This is a genomic window from Burkholderia sp. NFPP32 (assembly GCF_900119325.1).
Taxonomy (GTDB): Bacteria; Pseudomonadota; Gammaproteobacteria; order Burkholderiales; family Burkholderiaceae; genus Burkholderia; species Burkholderia pyrrocinia_C.
Genome location: NZ_FPJP01000033.1, coordinates 1 through 20,583 on the forward strand (window position 1 = coordinate 1; position 20,583 = coordinate 20,583).

The following is a 20,583-nucleotide window of genomic DNA, read 5'->3' on the forward strand; positions in this document are numbered from 1 at the left end:
GACTTCTTCGTCGGACAGGTCGAACGCGTGTTGGAGATACAGCAGGCCGGCGATCAGCCTTGGCGAGGTGGCCGGCCGGCCCTTGCGTGAAACGAAGCTCTCGCTCATCGATGCACCCAACCGATCCCAGTTGATCAGATCGGCCAAACTGACCAGTGGATGCTTCAAGTTGATCTGTTCACGCAACGGGTGCCGGAAGAAATCTCCCTCCGTCACAGGCGTCTTCGGACCCATCCGCACCTCGTCGAAATTTGCAGGGTTCACGCGTCAATATGCCCGTACCCTGCAATTCTCACAACCTCATTTGGCGTTCAGAACCACGCCACATAAGGCGCTCACGATTGTTCATGGTCGACTACTTCTTCGTGTACGACCTGCACGGCAATTCGCTGATGCATCCGCGCGAGCCTGAGCGCGTCGGTCACAACTTCTGGTCGATGCGCGACCCGCAGGGCGCGCTGACGATCCAGAAGCTGATCGGCGCGGCGTCGCACGGCGGCGGCTACGTGCGCTACGCATGGCAGCGGCCGTCGACGGGCCGCGTCGCGCCGAAGCTCGGCTACGTCGTCGCGCTCGAACGCTGGGGCTGGATGGTCGGCACGGGCATCTATCTCGACGACGTCGACACCGCGCTGCAGCGCATCGACGCGCGCGCGTCCGCGAACATCGAGCGCACGATGAGCTGGCTCACCGCGATCGCGCTCACCGGCGCGGCGGCGATCGCCGTGTGCGCGCTGGTGCTGAACGTCAGCGAGTCGCGCAGCGCCGACGCGAAGCTCAAGCTGCTCGCGCAGCGCGTCGTCGAATCGCAGGAGCAGGAACGCGCGCGGCTGTCGCGCGAACTGCACGACGGGATCAGCCAGATGATGGTGTCCGCGAAGCTGATGCTCGAATCCGCGCTCGCGCGCTTCGAACGCGGCACGTCGCGCGTGCCCGAGGCCGAGCAGGCGCTCGTGTCGGGCGTCGGGCGGCTCGGCGAAACGCTGCGCGAAGTGCGGCGCATCTCGCATGCGCTGCGTCCGTCGATGCTCGACGATCTCGGCCTCGCGGCCGCGCTCGAGCAGCTGGTCCGCGAACTCGGCGCCGAAAGCGGCATCGACATCGGCTATACGCAGGTCGCGCACAGCGGCACGCGGCCGCTGCCCGAGGCCGTCAACACCGCGCTGTTCCGGATCGCGCAGGAAGCGCTCAGCAACATCGTGCATCATGCGCAGGCGTCGCGCGCGGCCGTCACGCTCGACATCGGCGCCCAATCCGTCACGCTGACCATCGCCGACAACGGCTGCGGCTTCGACGCCGAACGCTCGCAGGCCGACGCGCGCCGCGGCATCGGCCTGCGCAACATGCGCGAACGCCTCGACGCGCTCGGCGGCATGCTGACGATCACGTCGCAGGTCGGCCACACGATCGTCGCCGCGCGCGTGCCGCTGCGCAGCGCCGCGTGAAGACACGCCCCATAACAGGAGACCTTTCGCATGAGCGCCCCCGACACCGCCCGGCCCGCCGCCCGATTGCTGCTCGTCGACGATCACCCGCTCGTGCGCGACGGCTTGCGGATGCGGCTCGAAGCGGCCGACCTGTCCGTGGTCGGCGAGGCCGGCAACGCCGACGAGGCGCTCGCGCTCGCCGCGTCGCTCGAACCCGATCTCGCGCTGATGGACGTCGGCATGAACGGGATGAACGGCATCATGCTCGCGGGCGTATTCCACGAGCGCTTCCCCGGCATCCGCGTGCTGATGCTGTCGATGCACGACAACCTGGAATACGTGACGCAGGCCGTGCGTGCCGGCGCGAGCGGCTATCTGCTGAAGGATTCGCCCGCGAGCGAGATCGTCCGCGCGATCGGCGCGGTGCTGGCCGGGCAGACGTTCTTCAGCGAAGGGCTCGCCGCGCGAATGATCCACGCGAGCGCGACCGCGTCGCCGCTCGATCGCCTGACGCCGCGCGAACGCGACATTCTCGATGCGCTGGCCGAGGGGTTGTCGAGCAAGCAGATCGCGCAGCAGACGGGGCTGTCGGTGCGCACGGTCGAAACGCACCGGCTCAACCTGAAGCGCAAGCTCGAGATCGAAGGGCAGGCCGAGCTGATCAAGTTCGCGGTCGAGCATCGGCGTAGGTAGGGTAGCGCGACACCGCGATCCGCAACGAAAAAGGGCGCCCGAGGGCGCCCTTCATGCATCCGGACCGCGAGCCGCGCAGCGGCCGTCAGTTCGTCCGCGAATTGTGCTTCTGCAGATACGCGATCAGCCCGTCGATCCCGCCCGACGCGAGCTGGCTCTTGAACTGGCCCTGGTAGACCTGGATCAGCCACGCGCCCGACATGTCGATGTCGTAGATCTTCCAGTCGTTGCCGACCTTGCCGAGCCGATAGCCGACCGACTGGCTGTCGCCCGGCGTCGTCACCGTCGATTGCACGAGCGCGTCGGCGCCCGATGCGCCGCCGGCCTTGAACGAGAACTTCGCGTCCTGGCTGCCGAGCTGCGCGAGCGACGCGGCGTAGGTGCGCGTCATCAGCAGCCTGAACTGCTTGTACAGCTCCTGCTGCTGTTGCGGCGTCGCCTGCTTCCACGCGTCGCCGACGGCGATGCGGGTCGTGCGCTCGAAGTTGGTCGCGGGCAGGAAGCGCTGCTCGACGACCTGCGTGACCTTCGCCATGTCGCCGCCGCGTGCGGCCGGATCGGCCTTCATCGCGGTGACGGTGCCCTCGACCGCATTGCGGACGATGTCGACCGGCGCGCTCTGCGCGAAAGCGGAAACCGACACGGCGGCGGCCGCGACGAAAGCAAACAGATGACGTTTCATACGAATATTCGCGCTCAATGGGAAAAAACGACCGGCTCCTTGCATCGGCCGGTGGGGCAAAGTATACCGGGCCCGACGCCCGGTTGCCGCGCCGTGACCGACTGTTACCTTTCAGCTTCATTTGTCACAGGCGCGAGTGACGGCACGATGGCGCAGCTGAGCTCAGCTCCGATTATGTAAATATCCCCTTACAAAACAGCCGGCCACCGGTATCGATTCCGCCGCCGCGAACAAATCTCCTTCCCGCCCCGAAACCCGCAACGTCACGTCAGTCGCCACGCCGCGCCGGTATACTTGGCTACTTTGCCCTTGCCAGCCGCTCCCCACCGCCACATGGTGACATCTCTCATCGTCCGACTCGTTGCGTGGTCGGTGCGCCGTCCCGTCTGGGTCGTCGTCCTGTCGCTCGTCATCGCTGCCCTCAGCGGTGTCTACGTCGCGCAGCATTTCAAGATCAATACCGACATCAGCAAGCTCGTCGATGCGGAACCGCAATGGGCTGCGCTCGGCCAGGCCGTCGATAAAGCGTTCCCGCAACGCAACGGCACGATCCTCGCGGTCGTCGAGGCGCCCGCGCCCGAATTCGCGAATGCCGCCGCGCATGCGCTGACCGGAGCGCTGCAGAAGCAGGCCGAAGCTGGTCGCATCGGCCAGGTCGCCGAGCCCGGCGGCGGGCCGTTCTTCGAGCACAACGGGCTGCTGTTCCTGTCGCCGCAGGAAGTCTCCGATACGACGACTCAGCTCGCGAGCGCGCGCCCGCTCGTCAACGAACTCGCGAAGAACCCGAGCCTGACCGGGCTCGCGACGACGCTGGCCACCACGCTCGGCCAGCCGCTCCTGACCGGCCAGGTGAAACTGCCGGCGATGGCGAAGCTGCTCGCGCGCAGCGCCGCGACGGTCGACGACGTGCTGGCCGGCAAGCCGGCCGCGTTCTCGTGGCGCGCGCTGGTCGACAGCGATGCCGCGCGGCAGCCCGCGCGCGCATTCGTCACCGTGCAGCCCGTGGTCAACTACGGCGCGCTGAAGGCCGGCGCGGAAACCAGCCAGGTGATTCGCGACGCTGCCCGTTCGCTCGACCTCGAAAAGCGCTACGGCGCGGCCGTGCACCTGACCGGCGAACAGCCGCTCGCCGACGATGAATTCGCATCGGTCGAGGACGGCGCGGCGCTCAACGGCGCGCTCACGCTGCTCGCCGTGCTCGTCATCCTGTGGCTTGCGCTGCGCTCGAAGCGGATGATCGGCTCGGTGCTCGTCACGCTGTTCGTCGGCCTCGTCGTGACCGCCGCGCTCGGCCTCGCGATGGTCGGCTCGCTGAACATGATCTCGGTCGCGTTCATGGTGCTGTTCGTCGGCCTCGGCGTCGATTTCTCGATCCAGTACGGCGTGAAGTACCGCGAGGAACGCTTCCGCGACCAGCGCATCGATCACGCGCTGATCGGCGCCGCGCACTCGATGGGCATGCCGCTCGCGCTGGCCACGGCGGCCGTCGCGGCGAGCTTCTTCTCGTTCATCCCCACCGCCTATCGCGGCGTGTCCGAACTCGGCCTGATCGCGGGTGTCGGGATGTTCGTCGCACTGCTGACCACGCTCACGCTGCTGCCCGCGCTGCTGCGCCTGTTCGCGCCGCCGGGCGAATCGAAGACGCCGGGCTTCCCGTGGCTCGCGCCGGTCGACGATTTCCTCGATCGCCATCGCAAGCCGATCCTGATCGGCACGCTCGCGGTCGTGATCGGCGCGCTGCCGCTGCTCGCGTTCCTGCGCTTCGACTTCAACCCGCTGCACCTGAAGGATCCGAACAGCGAATCGATGGCGACGCTGCTCGCGCTGAAGGATTCGCCCGAAGCGGCCGTCAACGACGTCACGCTGCTCGCGCCGTCGCTCGCCGAAGCCGATGCGGCCGCGAAGCGTCTCGACGCGCTGCCCGAAGTCGGCCGCACGACCACCCTGTCGACCTTCATCCCCGCCGACCAGCCGGCCAAGCGCACGGCGATCGCCGCGGCCGCGAGCGACCTGCTGCCCGCGTTGACGCAGCCGGCCGCGCCGCCCGCGACCGACGCACAGCGCGTCGCCGCGCTCAAGCGCGTGTCGGATCTGCTCGGCTACGCGGCGGAAGATCACCCGGGCCCGGGCGCGGCCGCCGCGCAACACCTGTCCGCGTCGCTCGCGAAGCTCGCCGCCGCCGACAGCGCGACGCGCGACCGCGCCGAGCGCGCGTTCTCGGATACGCTGCGCATCGCACTGAACCAGCTCGCCGCGCTGCTGCAGCCGCAGGACATCACGCGCGCATCGCTGCCGCCGCCGCTCGTGCGCGACTGGGTCGCGCCGGACGGCCACGCGCTCGTGCAGATCTCGCCGAAGGTGCCGAAGGGCGTCGACCCGAACGACGACACGATGCTGCGCCGTTTCGCGCAGACCGTGAAGGCCGCGGAACCGGGCGCGACCGGCGGGCCGATCTCGATCCTGCATTCGGCCGACACGATCATCAACGCGTTCCTGCATGCGGGGGGGTGGTCGATCATTTCGATCACGATCCTGCTGTGGGTCACGCTGCGCCGCTTCGGCGACGTGCTGCGCACGCTGGTGCCGCTGCTCGTGTCGGGCGTCGTGACGCTCGAGATGTGCGTCGTGCTCGGCATGCCGCTCAACTTCGCGAACATCATCGCGCTGCCGCTGATGCTCGGCGTCGGCGTCGCGTTCAAGGTGTATTTCGTGATGGCGTGGCGCGCGGGGCAGACGGGATTGCTGCATTCGAGCCTCACGCACGCGGTGCTGTTCAGCGCGGCGACGACGGCGACCGCATTCGGCAGCCTGTGGCTGTCGCACCACCCGGGCACGTCGAGCATGGGCAAGCTGCTCGCGCTGGCACTGACCTGCACGCTGATCGGCGCCGTGGTGTTCCAGCCCGTCCTGATGGGCAAACCGCGCGTCAAACGCGCCAAGAACCAATCGCAAGGAATCAATGAATAAGGTGCGAATCATTGCGGCGACCGTCGCCGCCAGCGCGATGCTGACCGGCTGCGCGACGGGACCGAACCGCAATCCCAACGACCCGCTCGAGCCGATGAACCGGACGATGTACAAGATCAACGACGCCGTCGATTCGAACATCGCCGTGCCGATCGCGAAGGGTTACCAGAAGATCACGCCGACGCCCGTGCGCACCGCGATCAGCAACTTCTTCTCGAACCTCGGCGATCTCGGCAACATGGCGAACAACCTGCTGCAGTTGCGCATCACCGATGCGACGCAGGATCTGATGCGCGTGACGATGAACTCGCTGTTCGGCGTCGCAGGCCTGATCGACATCGCGACGCCGGCCGGGCTGCCGAAGCATCACCAGGATTTCGGCCTGACGCTCGCGCGCTGGGGCGTGCCGTCCGGCCCGTATCTCGTGCTGCCCGTGTTCGGGCCGAGCACGGTCCGCGACGGCGTCGGCCGTGCGGTGGACGTGCGCTTCAACCTGCTCAACTACATCGAGCCGGCCGCGCGCAACCCGATGTACATCGCGCAGTTCATCAGCGCGCGTTCGGACCTGCTCGGCGCGACCGACCTGCTGAAGCAGGCCGCGCTCGATCCGTATTCGTTCGTGCGCGACGCGTACCTGCAGCAGCGCAAGTCGCTGACGTATCGCAGCCAGTCGTCGTCGACCGCGCTGCCGAACTACAGCGAGCCGGGCGAATCGGGCGCCGTGCCGGCCGCGACGCCGGCCGTGCCGGGGCTGCCGAACTACGAGGATCCGGGCGAGTCGGGCGGCGCATCGGGCGCCGCGCCGAACAACGCGCCGGCCGCGCCGGGGTTGCCGCAGTACGACGATCCGGGTGCGGACAATGCGATGCCGGCGAGTGCGCCGGCGGCAGCATCGGCAGGCGCCACGACGGCGCCGGCCGCCAACGGTGCGCCGATCGCCCCGGCGATACCGACCGTGCCGGCGAGCAGTCCGGCCGCGCAGTAACGGCGGCAGCCTCTGATCCGAGGGGCAACACGCCAGCCGTCCAGGATCGGGCCGACGACTTCAACCGGAACAACGTCGGCGAATCGGTTTCAGGCTGCTCATCGTTCGCTCAAAGCCCGCCCTTGTTTGCTACCGGTAGTCCGCCCCGGGGCAATCCCGGCGGCGGGCCGCTATCTGGCAGGTTGAACACCGCCATCGTCCCAGGACACCGGAACGTCGTCAGCACATCGCTTGTCAGCGGGTTCGCAACAGTTCCCGCGCTCGCAATGTCGAGTACTGCCTGACGACCATCAAAACTGAACGCAACTCGCGTGAGGCCCGGTGTGGCAGCCTCGACCACATGACCTTTCCGGAGCAACCGCATCAGCGCCCACGGCCCGTCCGCCGCGATCGTGGAAGTGTCCGGCCGGATGCGCGGACTCGCCGAGATCTGAGCACGGAAGCCGCCACGCGGTCCCGGCCATGTAACCGTGAATGGCGTGACCGGACCATGTCGATAGAGCGTCACCTGTCCGTCGATGTCGAGCGACAGGCTCATGATCGTTGGGTCGAGCTCAGGGAATCGGATATCAGCCTTCCAACTCGGATTCTTACGATCAGGATCGGAGAAGAAAATGTCGCGGATCGCCTTCGCATGCTCAAATGGCTCGAGGTCCGGGCCCTGAACGGGTTCGGTCGCGCCCGGCAGCGTTCCGTAGCGCCACGGCTTCGCAGCAGTGTCGACGAACGGTGCGAGCGTCTTCATGAAAAAGTCATCGATCACGCCGCCCTGCGCGAACATGCGCGTGAAATCGTCGATACCGACGTCACGCGTGCTATCAGGCGCAAACGGATAATTGCCTTCGATCGTCATGCGACAGGTGTCTGCAACGGCTGCCTGCATCTGGCGCGACAGTAGTTGGCCGATACCCTGGTTCACCCCACGCGAGCCATCGACAGCAAGTTGATGCAAGACTGCTCGAACCGGCGCAGGCATCGTGTCAGCCGTCATCTTGAGCTTCGCAGCGTTCTCACTCACCGGAGGCATGCTGTTGTTCAACAGCGCATTGTCGGAAATCGTGAGCGTCTTGTAGTAGTCGTTCAACAGACCGGTAACGCCGTCCAGGCCCGTTTTGCTCACCGACGCCCCGGCCAACTGCGTCTCCGATCGCGCATCGGCATGGCCCGTCACCACTTCACGCAATGCCGCGAAGCGGTTATCTACCAACTCGCGCTCAACCTGCTCCGATGCACGCGGCCCCAGTATCCTCTCGGCCTGTTGGTTGACAGCCTCGGTCGCTTTTTCCAGAAAGGAGCCGTCCGGTTTCGCCATCGGACGGGTCAGCGTCGTTTCGTTTGCCGCCGCCCGCGCTAGACGAGTCAGCGGCGAATCGGGCGCAGCGAGGGCTCGCAGTACCGTCAAGTTGAAGGCAAGACTCGTTCCGCTCACGACGCGAATGTCGTCAAGAAACGCGTCCCATTGTTGAGCGTATTCGCTCAGGTATTGACGCGTGATCGCGGTCAACAGCGCGTCGCCATTCCGGTTCGATACGTTTGACGCGCCAACTGGATTTTTTGCGAAATCATCGAGCGTCCGGCGTCCCATTACCCAGGCATCGTCTTCGCTTGCCACCTGAAGGAATTCTGGCAGGCGTTTGCTGAACACCGCCCGATACCCCTCCAGCGTATAGATTCCCGGCACACCGCTGGATAACGGCGCTCCACTGGCGCGCGTAAATACCGCACCTGCTTGTGGCCCGACGACATGCAGCAGCGAAAATTCGCGGGGTGCGTCTTTCGACATCGACGCCATGGCGCGCTGATAAAGACGATCGGTCGGATTGCTGCCGTCGAGAAATGCGCGCGCCCGCTGGATCATTCCTTCGTTGCGGGACAGTGGCGACTGCACGACATGTTCTTCGGAAAACAGTCGCTGTACGTGGCCGATCATTGTCGCGCGCCCACCGAACATCGCTGCACTGTCGTGCCGCGCCCAATCATCCAGCACCCACATCCTGACGTCGTTCGCGTTGAATCTTGCCCGGTCGTGTAGCATCAAGTACACGCGCAATGCGTCGTAAGCGGCCTTGGCATCACCGCTCGCCGCGGCACTTTTGATCATCTCCTCCATCCGGCGAACGATTTGCGGCAACACAACCTGCTCCGACAGCGCCTCGTACACATGGCGGCTGTCGGACTCGATCATATTGAGGCGGTCCGTTCCGAGGCGAAACGCGACCTCGGAATCGTTGGCAAGATGCGTTGTGTCGCGCAACAGTGCGTTTGCACTGTCCAGCATCATCGGCACACGCTCAGGATTGGCGGAAAGGTCACTTCGTGCCAGCAAGGCTGCCAGCGTACGTGTCTTGTGCGCTAGTGTGCCCAGGGACGCACGTTCCGCAACAAAGCTGTTCCAAAGACTCGTGCACAACCCTGCGGCGATCACCCACACGAGGGAATGCCCCAGCCACCGCTGTAAGCGCACACGATGCTCCCGGTTCCGATTCGGGCGGGCGAGATGCCCCTCTCGAAATACGACCCCGGGCAACAAATCGCGCAGGAAATAGCTGGTTTCACTACGCTCTCCTCGCGGGCGGGGCCATTGCGAGCCGGATGCGCCCGTCATGCGTTGCAACAGCGTTTGATGCTCCGCAGCGACCGGCTGGCCGGTCTGGCCCGCGCTCGTCAGGTAAACACCTCGGAACAGCGCATGCGGTACTGTTTGCGCACCGTCGTCGGCTGCGGCAAACACTTGCCCGATCAGATCGGCCAGCGGCTCCGTCAGTGCCGTGAATGCCTCTGGCAGCATCGCCAACTGGCGACGACGAGCCAGGTCGGTTTCGTTGCGAAGCAGACCACTCACACCATCAGCAAGACGCGTTGCCAGCAGGTTCAATTCAGTCCTGGTCACATCGTCCATCCGCGCCTCCGGGTCGAACTGCAATGTCACGCCCCATATCTGCGCACGCTGCCGCTCGCCAAGCGAAGCGAAATAGCCGGTGAAGCCCGGAAGCCGGTCCATTTTCGTGACAATGAGCCAGACGGGGAATCCGATCCCGAACTCCGTTTCCATCTCTTCGAGACGTGCCCGCAATGCACGGCTCTCTGCCGTACGCACGTCGAGGTCCGTGTGCGTCAACGCGGCGACATCGATCGTCAACAGCACGCCATTCAGCGGCAGGCGAGGGCGGATACGGCGAAGTAGCCGGAGAAATCCCTTCCACTCTGCAGCGTCGGAGTCTCTGCGAAGCCCGCCGCTGTCGGTCGGCCGCTTTTCCGGTTGCCCGTCATTCGATGCTTCTGGCGGCTCCGTTGTTAGCGAGTAGCGCGACGTGCCGTGCTGTACGTAATGGCCCGCTGTATCGATCAGCACCGCCTCATTTGTCAACCGCCAACCCGGCAAAGCCCGGGCGTCATCGGGCGCAAGCGAATGCTGAAGTTGCGCATCGAGCGGGAATACCAGACCCGCATTAAGCAGCGCCGTGGTCTTGCCTGAGCCCTTCGAACCCAGCACGACATACCACGGCACGTCGTAGAGATACGCAGGCCATTGAAACAGCCGCGCCAAACCATGGGTACCACCGCGCCGGGCTTTCAACTGCGTGATCGCTGCACGGGCCATGTCTTCGATCGTCGTCAGGCGCGATGCGGCCAACGGCCGAGCGCCACGCTTGCCGAGTCGAAGCAAACGTCTGAGTTCGCTCGGATGCCGGCGCATGCGCCCCCACCATCTGAGCGACATCGACACGGCATATACGAGCACAACGCCGGCCATTGCCAGAACGCGGACCATCACCGACGCAAACAGCGGTTTGCCGGCCAACGTCAGAAGCGGGAAGGTATGCCAGATCGCGAGACAGAGCAGCGCGACGATTACGATGCTCGTCGACCAATCGATCAGCCACAAGATCCATGCGGACAGGACCAACGCGATCAAGGTCAGCCGAATGCCGACCGACGCGAGTGGGTGCAGCCCACCGAAACTCACCAGCGGGCCGGCAAACCAGATCACGGCCATAGCGGCAATCACCGTCACAATGGCCCACAGATGGCGCGAGCGCAGAAACGAGAGAATCTTCTTCATGTGTACGGGGAATGGCGTCCCCCTGGCACTACCGTGCCGGGCTGACCACGGCCGGGTCGATCGCACTGCCTGAAGCTACACGCGCAATGTTGGAGAGCTGTCGATGCACATCGTCCGCTTGCGCGTCCAACTCGGCGCGGCAAAAGGCATACAGCGCGCAAAGCGCCACTGACAGCAAGGCCACCGACATCCAGACCGGGATTTCGAAATGGAATGTCCGGCGAGCCGTTGCGGTAGATTGCGCGTGGGGCGAAAGCGCATCAGGAACAGGTGGGAGGTGCACGGCAATCGCGTTGCAAATCCGCTCTCGTACCCGGTCGTGCACGCCGAACGTCTTGCCATGCGGATACCGACCTTCAAACCCCAAGCTGAAAATCCGGTAGATCACTTCGAGCAACGGCCAGTGGTCAGCTTCGTCTTTCAACAAGCGCAGCGACAACGCGTAGATCTTCGAGCCGCCCTGGTTGTCCTCCCCAATGCGTTGGGTTAACGCACCGGAAGCCCATGCGACACTCCCGGACGTGTCGCCTCGCGCGACAAGTTCGCGCATTGCAACTTCGTCCAGCGCGGTACATAGGCAATATCGTGCACCGATCACATGTTCGTCGCGGATATTGGCCCGCACACACAGGCGCTCGAATACGCGAACTTCGTCCATCAGCAGGTCGCGCAAGCGTTCGTCATGGCCGAGGCCGATTAACGCGGGCATATCCACAAACGCTCGAAGCAGCACTCTGCTCGCCTCCAGCAAGGCATTGCGGTGACCACGTACCGCAGCCAGTCTCGTCTGCTCGTCTTCAGGCGGCGAAATCGATCCCGATGGACGACTGTGGCGCGAGTTGGATCGCTGCCTCGTGTTCTTGCCAGAGAGAAAGGTGCTGTTCGGTCGTCGCGGTGGTGTGGGCACGCGTCGAGCCGATACGGTTTTGGGTGCGCTAACGGACTGAGCCATGCCGGCGGAAATTCAGAATTCGGTTCATCGTGCTCAACGCAAGCAAGATCAAACTGTTGGGCCGCCATCAGACACCACCAGAGTCGCGTCGCAACTCGTGCTGCTGCCGTGATGAGCAATTTGGCGGCCATTGATCGTGCCGAAACCGCCGTTCGTAATGACGCCCGGGCCGTGCAATGGGCACGACACGGAATCGCCTACGCATGCTGCAGGACGGCCACTGATCGTGACACCCGCGCTGGCTGACGTAACTTCGCCGCTATGGGTAGTCAACGTGCCAAGCGTTGCGACAAAAGCTGACATTCAAAACCCCTTCAGACAACTATCTCTATGTACCCGACACGCTCTCAGGCAAAAATTCAGGCTGTTACGCACTGCCGACGGGACCGTTGATGAGAAGACGGAAATTCAGTCCTCTTTCCCAAATCTCTCAGCCACCAGTCTTATAGCTAGCGCGTACAATACGTAAATTCCCACAAAATAAATTGCACCCAACCTGGATTTCAACCACCAATATGGCAAAACCCCCAAAAACACCAAAACACAATAAATATTCACCTTACTGAATTTTCTATCGAACTTCAATCTACCTCCTCATCGCAATCGTCTGATACAGGACATCCCGCAGCCCCTTTCATAACTGCTTTTCCACCTTGGATTGCCCCTTGAAGTTTCACTTGGTTCAAAATTTCCGACTTGTGCGCATCAATCCTCTTACTAAGTTTCGCAACTTTGGAAGTACTACGCGCAGTCTTCAGTTGCCCAGACAGAGTCCGTGCCGCCTTCGCGGACTTGATTGCCTTCCCTGCGGAAGCACCCAGCCCCGGTAGAATTGCAGAAAACGCGCCAGAAATTGCCATATCAGCCACGTCCAGACACTTCCAATTTACTTTTCCCGTGAGAACCCTTTGCTTTGCAAGTTGAATACCAGCATCAACAGCAGCTCCGCCCAGGGCTCTCCCAACAAAGAGCGCTACCGGTATAAGAAACGCGAATGCCCCACTTGGATCGATTCTATTGACAGGATCTCGGTCGGCGTAGGAATAGTGATTCGATCCACCCAGCAATCCAATTGGATCTTGGTTAATGTAACGTCCAATTTCCGCATCGTAGTACCGCAATCTGTTGTAGTGCAGCCCGGATTCCGCATCAAAGTACTGCCCCGGAAACCGTATCGGATTGTCAACGACATGCGCGATCCGTCGGTTCGTGCGCCCATACGCACTCAGGTCTGCCGCCCACACCACCTCGCGTTGTTCGTCATACAACTCCTGTGGCGTCCCGAGGTGATCCGTCACGTAATGCCACGCCTCGCCATCCGCCAGCCGCGTCAACGGACCTTCGTGATCCGGATGCGGCACGTACGTCACAGCGTTATCGTCGTGCGCCGTACGCCCCGTCCGCACTTCCTGCATCATCCAGTCCCCGTCCCACATGAACAGTGACGTCTGTCGCACGCCGCCCGCCTGCGTGTGATGCTTCGCCACCCGCCGCCCGAGCGCGTCGTATTCGTACTCGCTCCTCGCACCGTCCGCGTGTTCTATCGCGATCAACTGGTGGCTCCCGTCGTATCGATACCGCGTCACCTCCGGCTCTTCTGTCGGCTCCTCGTACTTCGGCGTGCCCGTTAGCACTTCCATCACCCGCAGCAGGTTGTCCGCGCCGCGCTGGCTGCGCTGTTCCGTCTCGCTCAACTCCGGCTTCGGCGGCAACGGCACCGTCCGCGCAATGCGATTCCCGTGCCCGTCGTACGTAAAATCCACCGGCCGATCCGGGCGCGTCTGCGGCGCAAACCGCAGCAACCGATCGCCGCTTGCCTTCCATGCCTGCACGCCGTTCAGGGTCGGCGCAGCACCCAGCAGGTTCCCCGCCGGATCGTAATGAAACGCTTCCGTGCCGCTTGCCGCCGTCACGTGCGTCAGTCTCGACAACGCGTCGTACTGGTACGTCTTCTTGTCCCGCCACGCATCGTCCAGTGTCGTGAGCTGGCCGGCCGCGTCGTATTGCCACGCGCGCCAGGCTCGCGGATGTTCAAGCGAGCGCCCACGTTCATCGAGGTTCTGCCACCGATGCGCAGCCAGCAAGCCGTTCGCACCATACCCGAAGTGGTGTGACGCAGGACCTTGCGTGCGCTGAATCTCGCGATGCAGCGCATCGCGCTCGAAGCTCGCCAGCGGATGCTCGTCCAGCAGCAACCCGTGAACATGGCCCGAACCGTAGCGCTGCCACACCAGCGAGCCGATTTCCGGCACGTGCGTCCAGTCGCGATTCCCGATCGCATCCAACCCGTGCGTGAGTCGCCAGACGCGCCCGTGATGCGCCTGCACCTCTGCCGTGCGGCGCCCTGCCGCGTCGTATTCGTAAGTGACCTGAACCGGCGCCCGGCCTGGAGAGATCGCCTGTGCCTGCGTCAGCAGCCCCCGCGCGTCGTACCGATAACTCGCCTGACTGCCGTCGCTCGATCTGCGCTCCACCGGGCGCCCGAGCACGTCGTAGGTCACATGCGTAGTGATCTGCCCGTCCTGGCCGTGATCGATGCGCTCGACCATTTCCCCTGCCGCGTTGTACCGGTAGCTTTGCCGGCGGCCGTCGAAGCCGGTCTGTTCGATCAACCGGTTTCGGCTGTCGTAGCGGAACGTCGTCGCTTCCCGGTTCGCATTGATCAGCGTCGTCAGACGGCCAATCGCGTCATACCGGAACTGTTGCGTACCGTCCGCAGGATCGACGATTCGCGTGCGCTGCCCGTATCCATCCCAGTCCACCCGCGTCACACGCTCGAGCGGATCCGTATGCGCGATTGCCCTGCCTGCGTCGTCGTATTCGATCTTCCACCAACCCATGCCGGCCGGCTGCACCGCCGTCACGCGCGCAGACAAGCTGCCGCTGTGGCGGCTGACCTGGCCCAACGCATCCGTGGTCTCGATCAACTGGCCGAATTGATCGTACTGATAGGCCGTCGTCTGCCCCGAGCAATCGGTGCGCGCCATGAGCTGCCCCGCGTCGTCCCATTGCATCTTCGTCACGTTGCCCAGCGCATCCGTGCGCGTGACCGGCAAGCGGTTTTCGTATGTGTAACGCGTCACATTCCCGAGCGGATCGGTTTCGTTCGTCAGGTGACCTTGCCCGTCGTAGCTACGCTGCCAGACCTGTCCAGCCGGGTCCGTGATCTGCTGCGGCAAGTTCTGGTCGTTGTAGCTGATGCGCGTGACCTGGCCCGCCGGATCGATGATCGACGTCGGATTGCCTCGCGTATCGTTCACCATCCGCGTCGTGCGGCCAAGCCCGTCCGTGTAGCCCGCCACGCTTCCCGTCTCGTCGAAATGCGTTTGCTCGATGCTGCCGTCCGGATGCACGATCCTCTCGACCGCCCACAAACCGTTGTAGTGGTATTCGGTCGTGTGCCCCAAGCCATCCGTCACCCGTGTCGCACGCAACGACGGCAGGTAATCGAAACGCGTCTCGCTCGTGATGACCCGCTGGCCATCGGCGTTCTCGGTATAGGCGTAGGTGCGCAGGCAGTACGCGCTCGGCGTGTCATCGCTCCACTCCGATACGTGCGTCGCGCCGGCCGGCGTGCGATAGGTCGTCAGTAGATGGTTGTCGTAGCCGTACCGCCACGTCAGGTTCTCGCGATCGGTGGCCGCGATCAGATCACCGTGCGCGTCGTACACATAGCGCGTCAGGTGCAGTGGCTCACTTCCGAAACCCTGATCGAGCAGTACGTTTGTGATCCGGCCGACGTCGTCCAGTTCGCAGCGCACGGTATGCCGATTGTTGCGGACTGTTTCCAGCCAGCCCTGGGCCGTATAGCCGAGCGTCAGGCTCTGCCCGTCGCGTGTCGTGACGCGCTGCAACTGCCAGCGGGTCTCGTCGACCGGGTGACGGCTGTAATGCTCTTCGACGCCGTTGCCGAAGCGCAGTCCGTAGGTGGCGCCCGACGCGTTGTCGTCACCGCGTGTCAGCGTGATCTTTTCGATCGGATGGAAGTGTTCTTCGCCGGGGCTCAGCGCCGGAAACTGCAATTGCCGCCCGTCCGCATCGAAGTAGACCAATCCCGCCGAACTCGTGCGCACCTCGGTCGCATACGGCAACTTCCACGCCACGCCCAGGCTACCGCTGCGCTGGTCCGCACTTCGGTAGCTCCTGCTCCAGTGAATCGAGACGCGCCCCGGCAACGTAAAGTCCGTATGCGACAGCACCTTCTGTCCCGTTGCAAGGTCGACCGGGTTCCCGCTGACGGTCTTCTTCGCGCACTCCGCGCAATCGGCTTCGGTCACCGGCACCAGGCCGCCTGCATCGCCGTTCGTCATGCTGATCGTCGGCGCTTGCAGGTAAATCGCCGTGCCTTTCAGGTGAATACCGGATTCGTCGATGGTGACCGTCCCGCCCGGGCCCGTCAGTTGCGCCTGTTTCGCGCCCGACAGGCTGCTTTCGCCGGTATCCGCGATGCGCAGCTGGTTTGCGTTCGAGCTCGATACCGGCACCGGCAGTTGCGGAGCGAAGTCGGGCGACGGTTCGATCGGGTTCGCCTGGTCGGCGCTCACCGCGTCGCCAACGGCCTTACCGCGCACGGTCAGCGTGTAGGTGTGTCCGACATCCGCCGTCCAGTCCTGCACGACGCGATCGGTCCGGTTCTGGCCGACCGTGCTCGCCATGTGCAATCCGACGTTACGCAAGTACAGCCCGCCGACGTTGACGTTGTACGCCATCCCGACGTTGAGCATCGCGCCCATGCCCACGCTCTTCACCGACGCGAGCGTCACCGTCTCGAACTTGTAGCCGCCGGTCGACAACTTCCAGTGACGTCCGATATGGTCCGTCTCGTCGTGGCCGATCCTTTTCGTGCGGTCATGCCCCACCGTGTGTGTTTCGTCGGCTTCGATCACCGCATCGAGATTGCGCTCGGCCTGAATCCAGACCTGCTCCGCACCCTTCTTGTCCTCGAAGCGGATCGCATTGGCGTTGCCGTATCCGCCGCCCTTGGTCGAGCGCGTCAGGATCCCGCTTTGCGTCGCATGGGCCGGCAACGTCCACGGGGGCATCGTCATCGCGTTGTAGACGCGCCCGGTCACGATCGGTCGATCCGGATCGCCGTTCTCGAAATCGACGACAACTTCGGTGCCCACTCGGGGAATATGGATTCCGCCGAAGTTGCTGCCCGCCCACGGATACGACACCCGCACCCAGCACGATGAATTCTGGTCCTTCACGCTAGATCGGTCCCAATGGAACTTGAGCGTCACCTCGCCGTTCTTGTTGGTCCAGATCTCCGCACCCTCGGGCCCGGTCACGATCGCCGTTTGCGGACCGCGCGTGCGCGGTTTCCTGATCGTGCGCGGCGGACGGAATACCGTGGTTGACGGCTGAACAATAAACTTGCTGCGAATCGCGTAGGCTGAAAACCCGGTGGTCTGTCCGGTTTCCTTCACGTCCAGTTCCGACTCGATCACAAGATATTCGCGATTGGCGATCGCCATCGGATGACCAGTCAGCACAAAGGTCGCGCCACACACTACGTTGCGCAAGTTGCCCTCGCCCTTCGCCCGCTCGCCCTGCGCGTGAATCTCCTCCATGCGTACCTGCGCGAATACGCGGCCGTCCTCTGTTTCCGTGTAGTCACCCGGCCATTCGTAACGTTCGAGCTGATTGTGCGCGGTATCGCGCGGCAGGCTATTCTGCGTGGTCAGCGTCGCACCCGGCTTCTCGAAGTCGAAATCGTCCGTGGTCCACCCCCCCGAGCGCAGACGCTCGGTTGCTTCGAAATGGTCGACATACTCGCGATCGATCTTCTGGCCCGGCGGGTAGTACGCAAGCGTCTGGTACGCAACGCTTTCCACGCGCCGGTAAGCACCTGGACCATCGACCAGTACCATTCGGTGGATGCCTTGCGAATGTTCGAAGAACCACGTGATGCCGTGCTCTTCCATCAATCGCTGCGCGAATGCGAAATCGGACTCGCCGTACTGCACTTGATAGCGTAGCGGCTTATAGGTGCGGCCAACGCGCATCTCGAACGAGTAAAGGTAAAGACTGAACACCTCGCGCAGAATGTCCAGCACGCTCTTGCGCTGAAAGATGCGGTAGTCGGTTCGTTCTCGCGCCAATGCGAACCAGGGTTCCAGGACGACCCGGTAGCGCGACTGACGATTCAACTGATCCACGTAACTCGCCGCCGTCACGACACCGCTGATTTCTCGCGTGCCGGCACCCAGATTGACGGCGCCCGCTTGCCCGGCCATTCCCGCGACGAAGCTGCCCATCCCGTCCAGTTGAATCGTGACGGTCAGTTCCTTGCCGAGCATCGCCTTCAAATCCAGGTTGGCCAGCACGTCGACCGGCAGCAGCGGATCGGCGGGCGTCGTCAGCCACAATTCATAGGCGTACAACGTGGAGAGTCGTTCCGCACCGCGGATCGCGCTCAGATACAGCAGCGATGCGATGCCTTCCAGCTCCGGCAGCGCAGGGCCGCTGACCGAAAGCGTCCGGTTCGTCTTGAAATTCAACATGCGTGCTGGCCCTCGTTCGCTTGATTGTTGTTCTGTGTTACCGACTGCATGAGCCGATTTCCCCCGTGAATCAGAGTGCGCTGCGCGTCCCCATTCGAACCGGCCAGCGCATCAACTCGCCGCGCTGCAGCGAGCGCAGCACGGACTGAGTAAAGGAATGTGTCGAAACGTGACGCGCTACGTAGTATTCGAGGATCGTCCCGAATAGATACGGACTCGTGCCGTCAAAGCCCGTTTCATCCACCGTCAGCACACATTCGATGCCGCGACCGAACCGCAATTGGCTCTGCCCGGGCAGCTTCTTCGTCACGGGACGCGTATCGATATGGATCAGGCTGTCGATCTGACGGCGCAAGCGCACATCGTCGGCAGCAGCGAACAAAGCGAGAATGTCGCGCAGTCCGCTTCCATCCTTAGCCTCCAACTTGCCGTAGCCGAGATTCAATTGACCGATCAACTGCCATGCCACGCTCCCCTGTGCAAGCGGCGCACGCGCAGGGCTCGGCGCACGAATCAGTCTGGTTCGGCTTACCGGCGCACTGATACCAACGGTCAGGTCCGTCGTGCCATCAGGTATCAACAAGCTTGGCAGACCACCGTTCGTCAACCAGACGTCGACCGACAGATATTTCATTGCCTGTGAATAGGGTGCCTCGTCCTGATCAACCAGCGAAACGTAAACATCGGTACCTGTGTACGGGACGCGAGCACCGTAACGGCGACATGACGCCTCCGTCATGCGATGTTCGCGGCGCGTCGTGAAATGGCGCCCGTGATTGGTTTCGTCGTTCACCAGTGCTCGATACAAGGGACGAAACTCAAGCGACACCGCGCCTTTGCTCACAAGACCATGCAACGCTTCCACCGCGAACACCTCGTAGTCCGAGCCGTTCTGCTTGTCAGGTTGCAACAGAATCTCGCCGCCCATGCGCGGTATCTCGGCAGGATCGGTTTTGCGACGAAACAGGTTGATGACCGGTGTACAAAAGAGTGCAAACCGGGATGCGTCGACGTGCTCGGCCAGTGCACTGTCGAAGCGATCGAGCAACACGACAATTTCGGCTTCACGATCGGTCACGTGTCGCAGCCCCGCATTCAGACCGGTCAGCGTGAAAAACCAGAAACGCGCGGGGCACGCTGCATATTCGTGCAGCAGGTTATGACCGTGAAACTTCGACCCGGCCAGTGGCAGCAAACTTTCGTCGGTAGTCAATCCCGTGTAGTCGACCGCCCGATCGAAGACGATCCCGAGTGCCTGATCGGGATCAGCAAAGCGGCTCGGCACCCCCGTCACGGATGACACGGCGCCAGCGTGGATCAACTCGAACAGCCGTGACGCCACACGTTCGTCACCTGCCAGGTAGACGGGCAATCGATCCAGACCGCGCAACTCATTGAATCGTGCTTCGCCCGTAGTACGGAGCCTGAGACGCAGCGCACCGCGAATCGGCCTGTGTGCGACGCCATATCGTTCTATCGATGGAATATCAGGTGGAACCCCCGTCAACCTCGCAGAAACGATCTCCAACGGATACAGCGTCACGTCCAGACCGCTACGAAATGTGCAGGAGGTGCGTTCGCCGTCCGGCACACGGCTCGCGAACTCCGTGCCGCGAGGTATGCAAAACCCTTCGAGCAAACTGCCTTCCTGATCATCGGGATGGAGGCAAGCAACGGCAATCGAGGGCGTCGGTGCGACGTAATTCGGATAGACGGTTTCCAGCAGTCGACTGGTCAGCAGGGGGAATTCTGCATCCAGTTTCAATTGCAGCCGAGCGGTTGAAAAACTCGCTGCCTGTACCAGACGTTCGACAACGGGGTCGGCGATCTCACCGGCATGCATGCCGAGCCGACGCGCTATTTTTGGATGTGCCTGGGCGAACTCCTCCATCAATTCCTTGAAATAGAGCAATTCCCGGTTGTAAGCATCAAGGAGACGAGGGTTCATGACGAGAGATAATTCTGGATTCCGTACAAGACCTCCGACAGACTCGCTGTCGACAATGCATTGAATGCTAGCCTCAAAGGCCGTCTCAAAAAATACCTGACGGAACTGATAGGCTGGATTCGCATGCCTTAAGCCGTGAGCTTTTTTGAGATATGAGTCGTTATCCTGATCATCCGCAATAGGATCCACCGCTGAAATTCAGTGTCGGCGTTCCGTGCTTGGAGATCTCAGGAATCTCATTCTCCACACCGTTGTGCTAATTGCACTGGTCTCGAATGGACGAAGCGCGCCGCATGATGCAGCGCGCATTTTGCGCATACGCAAAATGAAAAAAGAAGGGGAGGGGAAAAGCAGAAAGCG

General features: G+C 63.0%; 9 protein-coding genes and 2 pseudogenes. 4 read left to right on the top strand and 7 right to left on the bottom strand.

Going from position 1 to position 20,583, the window contains the following annotated elements; genetic code table 11:
* Window positions 1-234 (bottom strand): annotated as a pseudogene (locus BT264_RS34070) (IS5/IS1182 family transposase); the annotation flags it as partial.
* 122 nt (window positions 235-356) lie between these two features.
* Between BT264_RS34070 and BT264_RS34075 the strand changes: the two are divergent.
* Window positions 357-1,445, top strand: a pseudogene (locus BT264_RS34075) (cache domain-containing protein); the annotation flags it as partial.
* A 30-nt stretch (window positions 1,446-1,475) separates the two neighbouring features.
* The gene (locus BT264_RS34080) at window positions 1,476-2,120 is read left to right on the top strand and encodes a response regulator (protein ID WP_072444924.1); all 645 of its coding nucleotides are present in this window, start codon (window positions 1,476-1,478) and stop codon (window positions 2,118-2,120) included.
* A gap of 85 nt (window positions 2,121-2,205) precedes the next feature.
* Here BT264_RS34080 and BT264_RS34085 read toward each other — a convergent pair whose 3' ends face one another.
* Window positions 2,206-2,802 (bottom strand): MlaC/ttg2D family ABC transporter substrate-binding protein, encoded by a 597-nt coding sequence (locus BT264_RS34085; protein ID WP_034181524.1) that lies wholly within the window; start codon window positions 2,800-2,802, stop codon window positions 2,206-2,208.
* A 333-nt stretch (window positions 2,803-3,135) separates the two neighbouring features.
* Between BT264_RS34085 and BT264_RS34090 the strand changes: the two genes are divergently transcribed.
* The gene (locus BT264_RS34090) at window positions 3,136-5,769 is read left to right on the top strand and encodes a hopanoid transporter HpnN (protein WP_072444926.1); all 2,634 of its coding nucleotides are present in this window, start codon (window positions 3,136-3,138) and stop codon (window positions 5,767-5,769) included.
* Window positions 5,762-6,754 (top strand): MlaA family lipoprotein, encoded by a 993-nt coding sequence (locus BT264_RS34095; RefSeq protein WP_072444928.1) that lies wholly within the window; start codon window positions 5,762-5,764, stop codon window positions 6,752-6,754. The genes BT264_RS34090 and BT264_RS34095 overlap by 8 nt, the downstream gene beginning before the upstream one ends.
* 109 nt (window positions 6,755-6,863) lie before the next feature.
* Here the strand turns inward: BT264_RS34095 and tssM are convergent, their stop codons facing one another.
* The 5 genes from tssM to tssF form a co-directional block, all read right to left on the bottom strand.
* Window positions 6,864-10,817, bottom strand: a complete 3,954-nt coding sequence (gene tssM, locus BT264_RS34100; RefSeq protein ID WP_072444930.1) for a type VI secretion system membrane subunit TssM — start codon at window positions 10,815-10,817, stop codon at window positions 6,864-6,866.
* Window positions 10,818-10,845: 28 nt separating this feature from the next.
* Complete coding sequence (gene icmH, locus BT264_RS34105) at window positions 10,846-11,769, bottom strand: type IVB secretion system protein IcmH/DotU (RefSeq protein WP_072444932.1); 924 nt, start codon at window positions 11,767-11,769, stop codon at window positions 10,846-10,848.
* Between the two features lie 48 nt (window positions 11,770-11,817).
* Window positions 11,818-12,072, bottom strand: a complete 255-nt coding sequence (locus BT264_RS34110; protein ID WP_072444934.1) for a PAAR domain-containing protein — start codon at window positions 12,070-12,072, stop codon at window positions 11,818-11,820.
* 278 nt (window positions 12,073-12,350) lie between these two features.
* Window positions 12,351-18,275, bottom strand: coding sequence for a type VI secretion system tip protein TssI/VgrG (gene tssI / locus BT264_RS34115; RefSeq protein WP_072444936.1), 5,925 nt, complete (start codon window positions 18,273-18,275; stop codon window positions 12,351-12,353).
* Window positions 18,276-18,345: 70 nt separating this feature from the next.
* On the bottom strand, window positions 18,346-20,223 hold the full coding sequence (gene tssF / locus BT264_RS34120) for a type VI secretion system baseplate subunit TssF (protein ID WP_072444938.1): 1,878 nt from the start codon (window positions 20,221-20,223) through the stop codon (window positions 18,346-18,348).
* Window positions 20,224-20,583 lie beyond the last annotated feature (360 nt).